The organism is Mediterraneibacter torques (genome assembly GCF_044591705.1).
Taxonomy (GTDB): Bacteria; Bacillota; Clostridia; order Lachnospirales; family Lachnospiraceae; genus Mediterraneibacter; species Mediterraneibacter torques.
Genome location: NZ_CP172594.1, coordinates 1235183 through 1251434 on the forward strand (window position 1 = coordinate 1235183; position 16252 = coordinate 1251434).

Below are 16252 nucleotides of genomic sequence, written 5' to 3' on the forward strand. Positions count from 1 at the left end.
TATCTTTCATAAAACTTATCTTTTATTCTTTCGTATCTTTTGAAGGACCAGACCGATCATCAATCCAACCAAAGCCGGACACACCCATCCAAAACCATACTTCGACATCGGAAGCATCTTTGATACCGCACCGAGCATCTCCTGAAGTTTCACGATTACATCCGAATTTTTTGGCAAAGCTTTCACAAAATCTAAAATCGCCGCTGCAGCCGTAAACGCTGTCACCCAACTGTATATTCTTCTGTCATTCCCAAACAGCTTTCCGCATAAAGTAAGCAAAATAAGTGTCACTGCCAGCGGATACAAGAACATCAAAACAGGAAGAGAATATGCAATGATCGCATCAAGTCCTACATTTGCGATCAAGAAAGAAAGAAGAGAAAAAATCACTGCCCACACACGATAAGAAGGTCCGTTCGGAAATATCTTTTCAAACGTCTCCCCACAGCTTGTAACAAGGCCGATCGCTGTTTTCAAACATGCCACCGCAAAAATCAGCGCTAATATAATCTGACCCGGCTTTCCGAAATAGTATTCGGAAACGATCGCAAATGTCTCTCCTCCATTTGCCGCCACAGGAAACACCCCGCGGCTCTGCGCACCGACAACCGCAACCAAAACATAGATAAGCGCCATTAATAATGAGCTGAAAACGCCTGCTTTTATCGTATTTTTTGCCACTGCTCCCGACTCCTTTATATCAAGGCTTCTGATTACATTAACAACAATAATTCCGAAAGCAAGCCCGGCCAGAGCATCCATCGTATTATACCCTTCCAGCAGACCGGTTGAAAAGGCGCCGGACACATATGCGCCGGATGCCTCGATCTTACTCATATTTCCGGCCGGTGAAAAAAGCGCCCGAATAACAAAAATACTCAACAAAATTAAAAACAGAGGATTCAGTATTTTCCCGATCCACGTTAAGATCTGTCCCGGCTTCAATGAAAAAAACAATACAACGGCAAAAAATACAAAAGAGAATATTCCCAATCCTGCCATCTTCCCGCCGTCTGAAATAAACGGCTCTATTCCAACTGTAAACGAAACCGTAGCGCATCTTGGGATTGCAAAAAAAGGCCCGATCGTCAAATACAAAAGACACGTAAAGAAAACTCCGTATTTTCTGCCGATCTGACTGCTTAATTCCAAAAGTCCGTCTTTCTGGCTGACGCCAAGCGCCGCCACACCAAGAAGCGGAAGCCCGACACCTGTGATCAGAAAACCTGCCGATGCCGCCCACACATGATGGCCTGCAAGCTGTCCCATAAATATCGGAAAGATCAAATTTCCCGCGCCAAAAAACATCCCAAACAACATACTTGCAACAAATATCAACTCTTTAAATGTAAGATTCTTTTTCATGTTCCACCTGCCTTATACGTCTGAATACTATAAATATTTCTCCCATTACATCTATTTCGTTCCGATGCGGCAAACGCCTTTACTGTACATTTTTTATCAAGAATACATCCAGTGTATCATATACACTTCCGATTCGCCAGTTTTATTTAAGCTTTCCTTAATATTCCTTAATATTCCCGCAATTCCCACAATCTTCTTATTTTCGATGATATACTTATTTTATACTTTTAACGAAACACAAACACTTAGGCGAACTTGCTTTTTCACAACTCCCAACAGCCTTTTAAAACATATATAAAGGAGAAACTCTATGGAAACTTTAATTTTTTATACCTATGAATTTGCGGCTTCGATCCTTCCTTTTTCGGCTGCCTTTATTTTTCTTTCGCACAAACAGAAAAAGGGCGGAGAAAAAACACATCTTCTGCCCGGCCTGCTTTTATTTCTTTTTGCCGTCTACATCGTATGTGTATATCACGTCACAGGAACCGGCACTTTATGGGATGCATTTTTGTATCGCTTCCAAACAGAAATTTCCCACATTAATCCTATCCCCTTTTCTGCGGGAATCGATATGGTCGGATATATTTTGAATATCATCCTGTTCATTCCGTTTGGGTTTTTGATCCCTTTAATCTGGAAAAAAATGAGATCGCTGCACCTAACCGCCCTTGCAGGATTTTCTTTTTCCATACTGATCGAAATAAGCCAGTTATTAAATAACCGACGAACCGATATCGACGACCTTATTATGAATACTTTAGGAGCGATTATCGGATTCTTAATATATAAATCATTCAAGAAACTGATGCCAACCAGACTTCATAATAAGTTAAATGATTTTTCTTATCCTGTCTTGGAACTTCCGCTCTACATTTTCATCCTCTTTGCCGGACGTTTCTTTTTCTTCCATGAAATGGGATTTGCAAAATTGTTGTACGGATTTTAAATGCATTTTATCAGATCAGAAGAAAACGTATTTTTAATGCTTTTCTTTGCCTACATGCAAGTATGTCCGCAGAAAAGAAAAATTTCCCGCGGACATACTTGTTATTTCTAACTTGTTATTTCTATTTTCTGTTGATTATCATGCTTATTTTCACTCTGCATATCCATTCGGATTCTGGCTCTGCCATCTCCACGAATCTTCACACATTTCTTCTAATCCACGCTCTGCTTCCCAGTGAAGTTCCTTTTTTGCTTTGGACGCATCGCAGTAGCATGTTGCAATATCGCCTGCACGGCGCGGTTTAATTACATATGGAATCTCTTTTCCGCACGCTTTTCCGAATGCTTTTACCATATCTAATACGGATTGTCCGTTTCCTGTACCGAGATTATATACCGAAACACCGTCTTTTTCCTTCAGCTTCTCTACTGCGCGCACATGACCTATCGCAAGATCGACTACATGGATATAATCGCGCACCCCTGTTCCGTCATGTGTGTCATAATCGTCTCCAAATACGCTAAGACACTCCAGTTTTCCGATCGCCACCTGTGTAATATATGGCATCAGGTTATTCGGAATTCCTTTCGGATCTTCTCCGATCATACCGCTTTTATGCGCTCCGATCGGATTGAAATAGCGAAGAAGCACTACGTTCCACTCCGGATCTGCCGTATGAAGATCTGTCAAAATCTGCTCTAACATCCATTTTGTCCATCCATATGGATTTGTACACACACCCTTTGGACACTCTTCCGTGATCGGAATAAATGCCGGATCCCCGTATACTGTTGCCGAAGAACTGAAAATAATGTTTTTTACTCCATGACTTCTCATCACATCACAAAGAGTGATCGTTCCTCCGATATTGTTTTCATAATATTCGAGAGGCTTCTGCACAGACTCCCCTACCGCTTTAAGTCCGGCAAAATGAATTACCGACTCTACATCTTCTTTGTCGAACACTTCATTAAGCCCTTCTCTGTCGCGGATATCTACTTGATAAAATTTCAGATCTTTTCCTGTGATCTCTTTCACGCGATCTACCGCTTTTTCCGATGCGTTATATAAATTATCTACGATGACCACATCATACCCTGCATTTAACAATTCCACACATGTATGGCTGCCGATAAATCCGGCGCCGCCTGTTACTAAGATTGACATATCTGTTTCCTCCTCGTAAATATTTCAGATACCGTTCAAGGTTCTGTCTATTGCAGTTTTCCTTTTTACTGCCGTTTTATTTTACATGCACATCTTACCACTCATCCTACAAAATAGCTTTATATTTTTATATCATCTTATAGTAAAAATGTTGCATTAAGACTAATCCCACAAATGCTGCGGATATAAGCCCGAATCTTTCAGAGACTGTATCGCTTCTACGACGACCGGCTTATCTTCTTTATAAGTAACTCCGTGCCACTTATCTTCGGACTCAAGTACTTTCACTGCAGCGCGGTCTTCTGCTAAAAGATCACTTACAACCGCCGGGAGAAAATATTCACATTTTAAAGGATTTTCTTTCAATCCTTTCTCTAAAAATGCCGGAAATCCCGTTTTGATCTCTTCTAGAATACTTCTCGTAAATCCCCACATATTCATTGATACAAGTGTATCCGGATCGATTTCGTTCCATGTCTGTCCGTCATCTTCCGAATATTCAATGCCGTTATTTCTCTTTTCAATACGGGTTCTTTCCGTAACGCTTACAAGTTCATTCGATGCGTTTAACCCGCAGATACCTCTTGCCACATGTCCGTTATCTGTCACAGTATTTTTCAAACGGTATGCAACCATCGTATACCGATACTTGTCGTCGTCTTCATGGGTCGTCAAATAATCGTAAATTGTCTGAAACGCATGCCGTCCGTAATAATCATCTGCATTGATCACAGCAAACGATCCGTCGATCTCATCGATCGCACTTAACACCGCATGAGCTGTTCCCCACGGTTTTACACGGTCTTTCGGAATCTCAAATCCGTCCGGAATGTTTGTCAGTTCCTGGTACACATAAGCTACATCCATTACTTTCTCAATCCGTTTTCCGACTGCTTCTTTAAAGTCCGTCTCGTTTTCCTTTTTAATAATAAAAACGACTTTCTCGAATCCGGCGCGCTTTGCATCATAAATAGAAAAATCCATAATAATATGACCTTCTTTATCGATCGGATCGATCTGTTTCAATCCGCCGTATCTGCTTCCCATTCCCGCTGCCATAATCACCAATACCGGTTTCTTCATCTTAAATCACCTCATACTTAAATCTTAATCTTATCATTTTCTGTCATCTGAAATAAGGATACCACATTCATCAAAGAACGTCCACCTGACGTTATTTCATTCCGGATTTTTTCTTTGTCTGCTTTTTCTTTTTTCTCACACTATATCCGAATTGACCAAGCTTCTCTCCCAGAGATAAATATTCCCCGTGAGAATAGGCAATCAATCCCGTATTATTCAGCATAAATTTTCCGTTATCATCCATATATGAATCATCCACCTGAACTGCAGTCACTTCTGCAAGGAACATATGATGACTTCCAAGCTCCTCCATTTTTTTTACTTTACATTCAATATTTACCGGGCTTTCTTCTATAATAGGAGCAAATTCAAGAGATGATGCTTTTCCTTGCGTAAGACGACATTCTTTCCACTTATCTACATTCTCTCCCGAACGAACTCCACAGTAATCTGTCGCTTTTGTCAATTTTTCTGTCGTCAGATTGATCACAAACTCCCCGCTTTCTTTTATCATATGATAAGAATAGCGCTCCGGACGAACAGAAATATATACCATCGCCGGATTCGTACATACGGTTCCCGTCCATGCAATCGTAATTATGTTACTGTTTCCTTCTTTATCTGCGGTACTGACCATCACCGCCGGAAGCGGATAAAGCATGTTTCCCGGTTTCCATATTTGTCTGGACATTTTATCCTTCCTCTCTTTTTCCGTTTTATTATTGCTGCAGGACGCTGACAAGCGTCGGAACAAGCTGCTTTTTCCTTGATACTACTCCTTTTAGCATGATCGTATCCGTGTCTTCCGGCAAATCATATGCATTTAATATTTTTTCCTTTGCCTCCGGACCGCCGCAAAGAAGTTCCGATGATTCTGTCAAAATATTTGTCAACATAAAAAAGATCATATTTACCCCGCTGTCTGCGCACGCTTTCTCCAAATACGGCTTTACTTTCTTTTTGATTCCTTCCAGTTCGTCGGAACTCATTGAATTCACCTGTCCTACTCCGAACACAGTCTCGTTGACCGTAAATTTTTTAAAATCAAGAAAGCATATATCCTGAGCGCTTTTCCCTTTCAAATTACTTCCTGCACGAAACATTTCCTGCGCCAGAATTTCAATCTCGACGCCCGCAGTCTGAGCCAGTTTCCTCGCTGTGTTTTCATCCAAAGGCGTACAGGTCGGAGAGCGGAACATCAACGTATCGGAAATAATAGCGGAACAAAGGAGCGCGGCGTTTGTCGGATCTATTTCAACTCCGTTTTCTTCATACATCTGACTGACGATCGTCGCAGTGCATCCCACCGGCTGATTACGGAAAAATACAGGTCCCATTGTCTGAATACTGCCCAGTCTGTGGTGATCGATGATCTCCATTACTTCTGCCTCTTCCACTCCGTCCACAGCCTGGCTTTTCTCATTATGATCGACAAGAATCACTTGTTTTTTTCTTACGTTCAATAACCGTCGTCTTGAGATCAGTCCTAATAATTTCCCGTTTCCGTCAACAATCGGGAAATCTCTGAACCGTTTTCGCGCCATCACTTCTTTTACGTCATCAACATAATCCTTCATTTTGAATGTAACCAGATTCGTTTTTGTCATAAAATATTTGACCGGAATGCTCTGATTGATATGCTGCGCCGCAGTAAAAGTATCATGAGGCGTCCTTATGATCACAATCTGCTTTTTTTCCGCCTGTTTAATAATCTCTTCTGAAATCGAAGCGTTTTGACAGACGACCATACAGCTTGCTTCCATATCTACCGCACACTGCTGTGCATCCTTTCTGTCTCCCATGATCACAAGGTCGTCTCTGCTTATAAAATCCGACATGAGAATCCTGCTTGAAGCTGCGATCACTACTTTTCCGTTTAACAGATAGCTATGCTCATTTCCGGTGATCACTTCCCCATCTACTGCACGGGCAATATTTCTATACTGAGTCCTTGCCTTTGATAAAATCATACTATCATAAACATCCATATATGTCTTGGCAATATCACCGATCGTAATAACCCCTTCCAAACTGCCGTCTCTTACAACCGGAAGTGTATGAATGTTCAGCTCCCGCATCGTTTCCCACGCTGTGCGGATTGAAGAGTTACTTGTCAATCCTTCTACTTCTTTCAACTCAACATCTTTGATCTGTTCTCTTAAATCAGACAAAAGCTTCGGAGGTTTCACTGCGAATTTTTCAAGAACATACTGTGTTTCTTCATTTAATTGTCCGGCTCTGCGCGGCTCATAAGCGTGACCTGTCAATTTTGTTTTTAATGCGGCGTATGCAATCGCGGAACATATGGAATCTGTATCCGGATTTTTATGGCCGACAACATATATTTTATCTTTCTGTCTACTCATATATTTTTACTCTCGCTTTCTTCATCCAACATCAATAATCTGAAAAGATTCTATGCTTATCGATAAAAACATTTTTCATCCATAACTGCATTATTATATACATAAATCTCATTCTTCTGCAAGAGCACAATAAACAATATAGTCAAGAAAAATTAAGAATAAAAATACCATTCTTCTCTACTTTCAAAATATTGTTTTTTCTCCTCCATCTGTGGTATACTCTTTCTATATAAAAAAGAAACAGAGGTGCTGCACAATGAGCGAAGAAATGAAAGAACCAATGCAGACAGATAATGACTGCAAAACAGAGGAAGCTGCTGCTTCCACAACAGAAACGATGGCTGACTACGAAGATCATTTCGACGATGCCAATCCGTGGAATCTCGTCACAAAATATATGGAAGAAAAAACAGTTCTTCCTGTAAAAGTAGAAGGCGTTGTAAATGGCGGAGTAATCGTGATGATCGAAGGACTGCGTGGATTTGTTCCTGCTTCTAAACTTTCCCTTTCCTATATCGAAGATCTGGAAACTTATCTTCTGAAAGAAATAGAAGTACAGGTAATTGACGCTGACCAGGCAAATAACCGTCTCGTCCTTTCCGCAAGAGAACTTTTAAAAGAAAAAGAAAAGAAAGCGCGGGAAGATCAGATTGCCAACCTGAAAATCGGAGAAGTTTTAGAAGGAACAGTCGAGACTTTACAAAATTACGGCGCGTTCATCAAACTTGACAACGGTCTGTCCGGTCTTGTACACGTTTCACAGATTTCACAAAAGCGTGTAAAATTGCCTTCCGATGTTTTAAATGCCGGAGACAAAGTCACTGTAAAAGTAATCGGAATCAAAGACGGAAAAATAAGCCTTAGTATGAAAGCGCTTGAAGAAGTAAAAGAAGAACCGACAGAAAAAGTTGTTATCCCGAAAAGTGAAAATATCGGAACAAATCTCGGTGATCTTTTCAAAAATATTCAATTATAAATCATATCTCTTATTTACAACGGTACAGGCGGCAAAGAATTTGTTTGAAAAATTCTTTGCCGCCTGTACCGTTGTATTGCCATAACCTTGTTTTCTTTACAGCTTCCGCCTTTCTTTCTGAAATATCTCCACGGACATCTAAAAAGCTCACCCCTGCACACATATATTCCCCAGTATCTCTTCCAATGCGTTTTTACTGCTTGTATGGCATCTGACAACCTCCGCATTGCATCGTCCGGCTTCTTCTACCGCACAGCGTACCATTTTGTGTGATACCGTGTTCGTAAAAAGAACGATCAGATCCGGGCTTCCTATCTGCTTACTCATCGCCGCCGACATCTGAGTAAACACTTTCGCCTTACACTTAAACTGTTTACATATCTGTTTGTACTGACATACCATTCGGTCATGTCCGCCTATGATCACAACACTCATCGCCAACCTCCTGAAATATTTTTCTGAATCCTTCACGTATGATCTCCATTCACAGAAAATACTATGACACAACATTGCTTCTGTTTTTTGGTTAGTTGCGGCTAACTACTTTCATATATCATACATGATTTTTCTCTGTATTTCAAGTGTTTTTGATAATATTTCTCATTTTTCTTTTATCAATTTCAAAATCCTACTTTATATCTGCTTTTGTATTTTTGTCTCTGTAGTCTTCCATTTCCGCATCGTATAAAAATAATATGGCACAAGTGGAATCAGCGCAGCGATCCATGCCGCCGGATCGGCGAGACACACTCCCTGAAAAGTTGTCCTTCCGGCAGCCGCCATAACAATCGCACTTCTTGCTGCAAGTTCAAAAACACCTCCCAGCATGGGAACAAGTCCATATCCCATTCCCTGAAGCGTATTCCGGTATAAAAAAATACTTCCCAAAAACGGATAACACCAAAACACCGTACGAAAATATAATACAGACACATTGACAACTTCTGTCTCAGACGGATCGATAAACAGCCATGTCATATATTTTCCGCCAAAACAAACGGCTGCCATTGCGATCACACTCCAGACTAATATCATGACCTGTGTGCATCTCACCCCCGACTTTACCCGGTCCATTCTCCCTGCTCCGCGGTTCTGTCCTACATAAGTAGCGACTGTAGCTCCAAATGCAACGAACACCGTCATAATCATATTTTGCAGTTTCCCTGCAGCCGAAAAACCTGCCATGTACGTTTCACCATATACATTAACCGCTCCCTGAACGATAATCGTTCCGATCGCCGTAATTGAAAACTGAAGCCCCATCGGAATGCCAAGTGAAAGAAGACGCCCGAAACTTTGAAAAGAAATCTTTCGATCTGATTTTGTCAAATGCAAAATAGGAAACTTTTTCACAATATAAATAAAACATAACAACGCAGAAATTGCCTGTGCAATGACCGTCGCATAGGCACATCCTTCCACACCCATTCCGAATACGACGATAAACACTACATCAAGAGCTACATTAATTACCGCAGATATAATAAGAAAATACAGCGGAGATTTTGAATCGCCTATCGCACGCAAAAAAGCCGCCAGTGAATTATATGCGGCAGTCACGATCAAACCTGCATAAATAATCCCCATATACTGCTTTACTTCAGGCATGATTTCCGCAGAATAATTCATCATCCGTAAAATAGGCTCATTCGCGATCAAAAGTCCCGCCGTCATAAGAACGGCACATCCGCCTGCCAGATAAACCGACATCGCCACGTAATGCCGCATTTTATCATATTGTTTTGCACCGAACCACTGTGAAACAAGAATTGCAAATCCGCTGCTTAGTCCGTTAAGCCAGCCCGTCACAAAAAACATCAGCGATCCGGTACTTCCGATAGCCGCCAGAGCTTTCACTCCGATAAATTGTCCTGCTACAATCGAATCTGCAATATTGTAAAACTGTTGAAATATATTCCCCAGAAAAACAGGAATCATAAACTGGATAATCAATTTTGCCGGGGTTCCCACTGTCATATCATTGACTGCATCTTTTGTTTTCACCATTTTTCTTTTCCCCCTTCTCTCTTCTGTTTGCATGTACTTATCAAACGATCGCGCCTGATATTGCATAAAATGCATCCCTAATTCATTCTGCCGATAAAATTTATCCGACCTTTTATTATACACTTAATTTTGTCATTGTAAAGCATTAACTTGATAATATTCATGTACAAAATACATCTTAAAAATTGGTACATATGCCGGATATCTTCTTATGTCTCCATATGATATAATACGCTCATGGTAATTTTACCGAATACACCTTAGGAGGGAAAAACTATGAAAAATTTAATCCGTAAGATCTCGCTTATTATGTGCGTGATCATGCTCACATTTGCAGTAAGTGCATGTGGCAAATCTGACAATGATTCAAAAAAGAATGAGCCGAAAACTGAGGACACAGCAAAAGATGATGCAAAAGACGACGCAAAAGACGATGCAGAAGATAATGACGATGCTGCTGTTACAGGAAAGTTTAAAACACTGGAAGATTTCGTAAATTCCGACATTATGCAGCAGCAGCTCGAAACACAGCTTGCATCTCTTGAAGGAAGCGGAATCGCACTTAACCTTACAGCAGAAGATAACAAACTGATCTACAACTTCACGATTGAAGACGCTGATCTTTCAGCGGCTCTCGCAGCGGATCCGTCCACTTTGGAGTCCTCTCTTCAATCTCAGGCTTCTACATTTGAATCAGTTGCTTCTTCTCTGAAAGCCGCAGTAGAAGTAGAAAATCCGGTTGTTGTTGTTCGTTACCTTGACAATACGGGAGCTGAGATCGTAGCTCAGGAATTTGCCGGTTAATCTTTAACCAAAAACCAACATTATATACTAATTAAATACAAAAGCTGCAGAACGACAGCCTGATAAAGAACCTTTGAAACATCATTTTTCAAAGGTTCTTTTTTCGTGCCGGCATGTTCCGCTCTGAAAACAATTCTTTTGTCTAAAACGCTATTTTAAAAATCTGTATATATCAGATATTGACAGAAAGCACATTTATATGTATACTGTACCTGTCAGATAAGTACAGTATATGCAAAGGAGTGAATTAATTGAAACAACAATATATCTCGATCCGACATCTTTCAAAAAAATTCAATAAAGACTTCGTCTTAAAAGACATAAACGCTGTTTTAAACAGCAACGAAATCCTCGGTTTTCTCGGACCTAGCGGCGCCGGAAAGACAACAACGATCAAAATCCTCACCGGACAGCTTAAACCTACATCCGGAAACGCAGAGATCCTCGGCATTGAATGCGATAAAATCAACGAACGGATTTATGAGCAGATTGGTATTGTCACCGATTCCAGCGGCGTTTACGAGCGAATGAACCTTTATGACAATCTAAAATATTTTGCACGAATTTTAAATGTTCCTTCCGAAAATATCGATCTCTTATTAAAACGGATCGGATTGTACGAACACCGAAAAAAAATGGCGGGAAAACTTTCCAAAGGACAAAGACAGCGTCTCATTTTGGCAAGAGCGATCCTTCACCGTCCGAAAGTACTCTTTCTGGATGAACCTACAAACGGACTTGATCCATCTGCCTCTAATGAAATACATAAACTTCTGATGGAATTAAAAAATGAGGGAATGGCTATTTTTCTCACAACCCACAATATGGAAGAAGCGGCGAAACTTTGTGACAATGTTGCTCTTTTAAATGACGGCGTTATTGTCGAATATGGCTCACCGCAGGCAATCTGCTTAAAACATAATCAGATCAAAAAATACCGCGTCCGCCTTACTGACGGCACAACTCACCTTCTCTTACAAAACGAGAAAACAACCGGGCAAATCGCACAATGGATGAACAGCGGACAGCTTGAAACGATCCATTCATGTGAACCTACTCTTGAAACTGTATTTTTAGACACAACAGGGAGGAATCTTCAATGAAAATAACAGCAATCCATTTCAGAAAACTATCTGCCGTCACAGAAATGAAAATGAGAACTCTCATGAGCAAAAACTTTATCATCATGCCGATCTTTTCCCTCGGATTTACTTTTCTTATGAAAATACTGTACCGATCCATCGCTGACGGAAAGATCAACATGGACGGCTACGCGCTTTCGCTCGGCGTTCTGATGAATATTTCCATGAGCGTATACTGTACTGCAGCCGCTCTTGCGGAAGAAAAAGAAAAAAATACGCTTCGGACACTGATGACTTCTTCAGTAAACGGACTTGAATTTTTTCTCGGAAGCATTATACCGGTTATAATTTTATCCACAGCCGTAAATGTTTTATGTGTTTTCATCGTACAGCTTACACTTTCCGGATCCCAATGGGGCGCATATCTTATCATTACGACAGTCTGCACTTTCATTGCATCTGTCGTCGGCATGATCTTCGGTATTTATGCCAAAACCCAAGTATCCGCAAGTACGATCACTACGCCTGCGCTCATTATATTTATGATGGTTCCGATGTTGTCCGGATTCAGCAGCATTTTAGAAAAGATCTCAAATCTTCTCTTCACCGGAATTGCCCTTAATGCTATATCTGCAATCAGCGCCGGGAAAGCTCCGATCCATTTGTCCGGCATCATCGTCCTGTCTGTCGAAGCCTTTTTGTCAGCAGCGCTTTTTCTGATCTTATATCGAAAAAACGGATTTGAAAAGTAGATGCAAAATACAGAGCATAGAAATTCAAGTGCAAAACCAAAATTAAAACAGCAAAAAAGCCGAATACGACAGGGAGATCAACAGATATGGAAATTATTTTAAGCAGCACAAGCGGACGTCCTATCTACGAGCAGATTACGCTGCAGATCAAAGAAATGATCATGAAAGGGGATCTTGCCCCCGGGCAGGCTCTTCCTTCTATGCGGAAACTTGCAAAAGATCTGCATGTCAGCGTTATCACAACGCAGCGTGCATATGACGATCTGCAAAAAGAAGGATTTATCGTTACTGTTCCTGCAAAAGGAACTTTTGTTTCAACTGAGAATCAGGATTTTATCAGAGAGGAAAACCTAAGGCGTATTGAACAATTACTGACTGACGCAGCTTTTCTTGCAAAAGAAAACGGGCTTTCAATAAACGAAATAAAACAAACTTTAGAAATCGTTTATACGGAGGTATAGCAAGCATGAAACAGGCATTACACATAAAAAATCTCACAAAAAAATATAAAGATTTCACTTTAGATCATATTTCTCTTGATCTTCCTTACGGTATGATACTCGGATTGATCGGAGAAAACGGATCCGGGAAATCAACTTTGATCAATTCTATCCTAAACATTGTAAAAGCTGACTATGACGAGGTCCATATTCTCGGTCAGGATTTAAAATCACAGGAGAAAGAAATCAAAAAAGAGATTGCCGTCATCTTTAACGACTCTCATTACGGTGAGAATTTAACTCCTCTTTTTATAGGAAAAATGCTTTCCGGCATCTATACTGACTGGGATCAGAAAAAATTTACCGATTACCTGAAACAATTTCATCTTCCTGAAAAGAAGCGGTTGAAAACATTTTCCACGGGGATGAAAGTGAAACTGGAATTTGCCGCGGCGTTGAGCCATAACCCGAAACTTTTGATCCTTGATGAAGCTACAAACGGACTCGATCCGGTTTTCAGGGAGGAAATCCTCGAAATATTACGAGAATTTACAGAGCAGGAAGACCATTCCGTCCTTATTTCTTCCCATATCACAAGCGATCTGGATAAAATTGCCGACTATATCGCATACATACATGAAGGAAGACTGCTCTTCCTTAAATCTATTGACGAACTGAATAATGACTGTGGAATCATCCGCTGCGGACGAGAGTTTTTCGACGCCCTTTCTCCGGAGGACATTATCGCATACAGAGAAGAGCCTTACAGTTATTGTGTATTCATAAAAAACAGACAGTCGCTGCGAAAAGCATTCTGCGACATTTCTATCGAGAATGCTTCCATTGAAGATATGATGTTATTTTACAGCAAAGGAGAAAAAATCATATGAAAGGAATTATATTAAAAGATCTTTATGAAAATTTCCGCATTTTTAAAAACGGGGTTTCTTACCTCGCAGCAGTTCTTTTCCTCTTCCTGCTTATCGAGGCTATGCAAACGGGAGACTTATTTTCCTTAAAATATTTCTTTATGCTGATTACTGCTTTTGTGTTTCCGCTTTTAGGCTGCTCCTCTATTGAATCCTCTCTTGAGCAAGATGAAAAAGTGAATTTTGACAAAATCCAGCTTACGTTCCCCATTACAAAAACGGAGATCGTACTGTCAAAATATATACTTGGAATCTGCTTTCTTACAATATGCAACGTATTCTCCCTGATTTTTGTTTTCTCGTTCACCAGCAGCCACAACAAAATCACTTTGCAGGAAGGGCTGTCTGCATGGGGGTTCGGAGTTCTTTTCTCCCTTGTCTTTTTTGCAGTCGTTAATTTTGCATTCTTTCTGCTCGGAAGGAAACTTGGTCTTATCGTTTATATCTTTATCGCCATGCTTTTCGGAGGAATATACGGAGCCGTTTCCTCTTTAAAGGGAATGGAATTTCTTATGGCAGGTGACAAAACGATGATCTTTATAATCGGTATTCCGATTGGGATTTTATTCGTTGTAATCAGCTTCTTCCTGTCGCTTGCATGTTATAAAAAACGTTATTCATAAAGGAGGCTTCTTTCCCGGCATACGTCACTTGTCAATATCTTCCAGTTTTGTCTTTCCGATCATGAGATTTAAAATCTCCACATCGGTCTGTTTCATACCTGCGCGGCCTACATATCCGACTGCCTTGATTGTATCTTCAGGGCAGTCCATTACAAGACCTTCTCCTCTTGCAAACGTAAGTCCCCGCATCGCCATCTTATGACTTAGTATCGCGGCCTGAAGCGCCGTGGATATTTTTGCCGCACAGCTTGGTTTTGCACCATCACAGACAATACCTCCCGCATCCGCTATCGTATTGACAACTGTGTTTTCAATCTGTTCCAATGTTCCGCCGCATAAATATGTAATCCCTGCCCCTGCTCCTGCCGCAGCACATACTGCTCCGCAGTACGCTGAGAGAGAACCGATATATTTTTTCTGATTCAGAGCCACAAGGTTAGATACGCATAACGCCCTGTAAATCTCTTCTTTGCTTTTCTTTAGTTCTTTTCCGAACTCGATCACAGGAAGAGAACAAGTCATACCCTGATTCCCCGAACCGGAATTAATGATCACCGGAAGGGCACAGCCGCTCATTCTTGCATCCGAACCGGCAGATGCTTTCGCCACAGCGCGCCACTTTACATCTTCTCCGAACTCTTCTAGCACAACTCGTCCGACCTGTGCTCCCCAAGGATTTCTCAAACCTTCTTCTGCGATTCTCGTATTGTATTTTATCTGACGTCCAAGAACTTTTTCCACATCAGTAATCTGTACCTCATTTGCAAATGTAATAATATCTTCCAAATTCAAAAGACTCTTATCCGGTGTTTTTTCTCTCTCCTGACAATATTCTTTTTTCTCTTTGTGAAAAAGCACCTGTCCGTCTTTTTCAATATGGGTGATATTCGTATGCTCGTCTTCTATCACAACAAGAGCTTCACTCTTCTCTGTCTTTTTGCATACTGCATATGCTTCAATATATAAATTAGCTACATCGTCTTTTAAAACACAATCACAAAATCCTGCCTTTAAAAGTTTCTCCGCCTCGTCGATTTCCCGATCTGTAACATGCTCCAGCACTTCAAGCGCCTGTGAAGGATCTCCGCCTGTAATTCCGAGTACCGCCGCTGCTTCTACGCCTTTCATTCCTCCGGAATTCGGTACTTTTACTCCTTTTACATTTTTGATAATATTACCGCTGCACCGCATCGTAATATGATCCGGCATCTTTCCTAATACTTCTTTTGCTTTTGCCGCAGCATAAGCAAGCGCGATCGGTTCTGTGCATCCAAGCGCCGGAACAAGTTCGCTTTCCAAAATTGTTACATATTCATTATATATTTTACGGTTCATTGCAAAAAACCTCCTGATTTCTCGATTTTCTGATGTATCTTATAACAGCAGTCTGTCTGATCCTGCCGCTTTCTTTACAGCTTTACACCATCTTTATCGATTATACTATCAGGAGGTTTTTATATCAATCTCTTTCTTTTACGTGTCTTTCCGGCACGGATGTACACCGTTTATTCCGTCCTACATCTTTTTATTTTCTGTCTTTCCCGCACTCGTCGCGCAGCCTGAACACGAACCACAGTTTCCGCCGCATCCGGCACACCCGGGCGCTTTTCCCTCTTTTGCGTTTTTTCTTGCTTTATAAATAAGAAAAATACAATAACTCGCGATCAATGATATGATCAAAATATCTGCTGCCATAACACGCCTTCTTT

The 16252-nt window shown here is 40.8% G+C and carries 17 protein-coding genes; 8 read left to right on the forward strand and 9 right to left on the reverse strand.

Translation table 11 applies throughout. The features are described from left to right. Nucleotides 1-15: 15 nt before the first annotated feature. Nucleotides 16-1365, reverse strand: coding sequence for a branched-chain amino acid transport system II carrier protein (gene brnQ / locus ACH9UM_RS05690; RefSeq protein WP_270186948.1), 1350 nt, complete (start codon nt 1363-1365; stop codon nt 16-18). A 310-nt stretch (nt 1366-1675) separates the two neighbouring features. Here brnQ and ACH9UM_RS05695 point away from each other — a divergent pair, with 310 nt between their 5' ends. Next, on the forward strand, nt 1676-2314 hold the full coding sequence (locus tag ACH9UM_RS05695; RefSeq protein ID WP_009319829.1) for a VanZ family protein: 639 nt from the start codon (nt 1676-1678) through the stop codon (nt 2312-2314). Between the two features lie 150 nt (nt 2315-2464). Here the strand turns inward: ACH9UM_RS05695 and galE are convergent, their stop codons facing one another. The 4 genes from galE to ACH9UM_RS05715 all read right to left on the reverse strand — a co-directional run bounded on the left by galE (nt 2465) and on the right by ACH9UM_RS05715 (nt 6930). Beyond that, the gene (galE, locus tag ACH9UM_RS05700) at nt 2465-3481 is read right to left on the reverse strand and encodes a UDP-glucose 4-epimerase GalE (protein WP_004845738.1); all 1017 of its coding nucleotides are present in this window, start codon (nt 3479-3481) and stop codon (nt 2465-2467) included. Between the two features lie 162 nt (nt 3482-3643). Then, complete coding sequence (locus ACH9UM_RS05705; protein WP_400092209.1) at nt 3644-4564, reverse strand: NDP-sugar synthase; 921 nt, start codon at nt 4562-4564, stop codon at nt 3644-3646. Between the two features lie 91 nt (nt 4565-4655). Beyond that, the gene (locus ACH9UM_RS05710) at nt 4656-5255 is read right to left on the reverse strand and encodes a flavin reductase family protein (protein WP_004845736.1); all 600 of its coding nucleotides are present in this window, start codon (nt 5253-5255) and stop codon (nt 4656-4658) included. Between the two features lie 28 nt (nt 5256-5283). After that, nucleotides 5284-6930, reverse strand: a complete 1647-nt coding sequence (locus ACH9UM_RS05715; protein ID WP_004845735.1) for a putative manganese-dependent inorganic diphosphatase — start codon at nt 6928-6930, stop codon at nt 5284-5286. A gap of 256 nt (nt 6931-7186) precedes the next feature. Here ACH9UM_RS05715 and ACH9UM_RS05720 point away from each other — a divergent pair, with 256 nt between their 5' ends. Then, complete coding sequence (locus tag ACH9UM_RS05720; protein ID WP_004845734.1) at nt 7187-7906, forward strand: S1 RNA-binding domain-containing protein; 720 nt, start codon at nt 7187-7189, stop codon at nt 7904-7906. 147 nt (nt 7907-8053) lie between these two features. Here the strand turns inward: ACH9UM_RS05720 and ACH9UM_RS05725 are convergent, their stop codons facing one another. Together ACH9UM_RS05725 and ACH9UM_RS05730 are read right to left on the reverse strand one after the other, a co-directional pair. Continuing rightward, a complete protein-coding gene (locus tag ACH9UM_RS05725; RefSeq protein ID WP_004845731.1) occupies nt 8054-8341 on the reverse strand; it encodes a DUF2325 domain-containing protein in 288 nt (95 codons plus the stop codon). A 198-nt stretch (nt 8342-8539) separates the two neighbouring features. Beyond that, nucleotides 8540-9913 (reverse strand): MATE family efflux transporter, encoded by a 1374-nt coding sequence (locus tag ACH9UM_RS05730; RefSeq protein WP_009242242.1) that lies wholly within the window; start codon nt 9911-9913, stop codon nt 8540-8542. 276 nt (nt 9914-10189) lie between these two features. On the opposite strand from ACH9UM_RS05730, the gene ACH9UM_RS05735 reads away from it, so the two are divergent. From ACH9UM_RS05735 to ACH9UM_RS05760, 6 genes are all read left to right on the forward strand, one after another. Continuing rightward, a complete protein-coding gene (locus ACH9UM_RS05735; protein WP_004845729.1) occupies nt 10190-10717 on the forward strand; it encodes a DUF4854 domain-containing protein in 528 nt (175 codons plus the stop codon). A gap of 251 nt (nt 10718-10968) precedes the next feature. Continuing rightward, the gene (locus tag ACH9UM_RS05740) at nt 10969-11820 is read left to right on the forward strand and encodes an ABC transporter ATP-binding protein (RefSeq protein ID WP_009242243.1); all 852 of its coding nucleotides are present in this window, start codon (nt 10969-10971) and stop codon (nt 11818-11820) included. Beyond that, nucleotides 11817-12551, forward strand: coding sequence for an ABC transporter permease (locus ACH9UM_RS05745; protein ID WP_004845727.1), 735 nt, complete (start codon nt 11817-11819; stop codon nt 12549-12551). Before ACH9UM_RS05740 ends, ACH9UM_RS05745 begins: the two co-directional genes overlap by 4 nt. A gap of 86 nt (nt 12552-12637) precedes the next feature. Further along, complete coding sequence (locus ACH9UM_RS05750) at nt 12638-13012, forward strand: GntR family transcriptional regulator (RefSeq protein ID WP_004845726.1); 375 nt, start codon at nt 12638-12640, stop codon at nt 13010-13012. Between the two features lie 5 nt (nt 13013-13017). Further along, nucleotides 13018-13881, forward strand: a complete 864-nt coding sequence (locus tag ACH9UM_RS05755; RefSeq protein WP_004845725.1) for an ABC transporter ATP-binding protein — start codon at nt 13018-13020, stop codon at nt 13879-13881. Next, on the forward strand, nt 13878-14543 hold the full coding sequence (locus ACH9UM_RS05760) for an ABC-2 transporter permease (RefSeq protein WP_004845724.1): 666 nt from the start codon (nt 13878-13880) through the stop codon (nt 14541-14543). Before ACH9UM_RS05755 ends, ACH9UM_RS05760 begins: the two co-directional genes overlap by 4 nt. Before the next feature lie 24 nt (nt 14544-14567). Here the strand turns inward: ACH9UM_RS05760 and ACH9UM_RS05765 are convergent, their stop codons facing one another. After that, a complete protein-coding gene (locus tag ACH9UM_RS05765) occupies nt 14568-15878 on the reverse strand; it encodes a serine dehydratase subunit alpha family protein (protein ID WP_004845723.1) in 1311 nt (436 codons plus the stop codon). Between the two features lie 180 nt (nt 15879-16058). Further along, nucleotides 16059-16238: a FeoB-associated Cys-rich membrane protein gene (locus tag ACH9UM_RS05770; RefSeq protein ID WP_004845722.1), complete on the reverse strand. Its 180-nt coding sequence runs from the start codon at nt 16236-16238 to the stop codon at nt 16059-16061. Nucleotides 16239-16252: the final 14 nt, after the last annotated feature.

What these genes read in the sequence shown, in the direction of transcription:
- ACH9UM_RS05750 (WP_004845726.1), top strand. Translation starts at nt 12,638, where the DNA reads ATGGAAATTATTTTAAGCAGCACAAGCGGACGTCCTATCTACGAGCAG.
- ACH9UM_RS05705 (WP_400092209.1), bottom strand. Translation starts at nt 4,564, where the DNA reads ATGAAGAAACCGGTATTGGTGATTATGGCAGCGGGAATGGGAAGCAGA.
- ACH9UM_RS05725 (WP_004845731.1), bottom strand. Translation starts at nt 8,341, where the DNA reads ATGAGTGTTGTGATCATAGGCGGACATGACCGAATGGTATGTCAGTAC.
- ACH9UM_RS05715 (WP_004845735.1), bottom strand. Translation starts at nt 6,930, where the DNA reads ATGAGTAGACAGAAAGATAAAATATATGTTGTCGGCCATAAAAATCCG.
- ACH9UM_RS05770 (WP_004845722.1), bottom strand. Translation starts at nt 16,238, where the DNA reads ATGGCAGCAGATATTTTGATCATATCATTGATCGCGAGTTATTGTATT.
- ACH9UM_RS05755 (WP_004845725.1), top strand. Translation starts at nt 13,018, where the DNA reads ATGAAACAGGCATTACACATAAAAAATCTCACAAAAAAATATAAAGAT.
- ACH9UM_RS05760 (WP_004845724.1), top strand. Translation starts at nt 13,878, where the DNA reads ATGAAAGGAATTATATTAAAAGATCTTTATGAAAATTTCCGCATTTTT.
- ACH9UM_RS05695 (WP_009319829.1), top strand. Translation starts at nt 1,676, where the DNA reads ATGGAAACTTTAATTTTTTATACCTATGAATTTGCGGCTTCGATCCTT.
- ACH9UM_RS05745 (WP_004845727.1), top strand. Translation starts at nt 11,817, where the DNA reads ATGAAAATAACAGCAATCCATTTCAGAAAACTATCTGCCGTCACAGAA.
- galE (WP_004845738.1), bottom strand. Translation starts at nt 3,481, where the DNA reads ATGTCAATCTTAGTAACAGGCGGCGCCGGATTTATCGGCAGCCATACA.
- brnQ (WP_270186948.1), bottom strand. Translation starts at nt 1,365, where the DNA reads ATGAAAAAGAATCTTACATTTAAAGAGTTGATATTTGTTGCAAGTATG.
- ACH9UM_RS05735 (WP_004845729.1), top strand. Translation starts at nt 10,190, where the DNA reads ATGAAAAATTTAATCCGTAAGATCTCGCTTATTATGTGCGTGATCATG.
- ACH9UM_RS05710 (WP_004845736.1), bottom strand. Translation starts at nt 5,255, where the DNA reads ATGTCCAGACAAATATGGAAACCGGGAAACATGCTTTATCCGCTTCCG.
- ACH9UM_RS05720 (WP_004845734.1), top strand. Translation starts at nt 7,187, where the DNA reads ATGAGCGAAGAAATGAAAGAACCAATGCAGACAGATAATGACTGCAAA.
- ACH9UM_RS05765 (WP_004845723.1), bottom strand. Translation starts at nt 15,878, where the DNA reads ATGAACCGTAAAATATATAATGAATATGTAACAATTTTGGAAAGCGAA.
- ACH9UM_RS05730 (WP_009242242.1), bottom strand. Translation starts at nt 9,913, where the DNA reads ATGGTGAAAACAAAAGATGCAGTCAATGATATGACAGTGGGAACCCCG.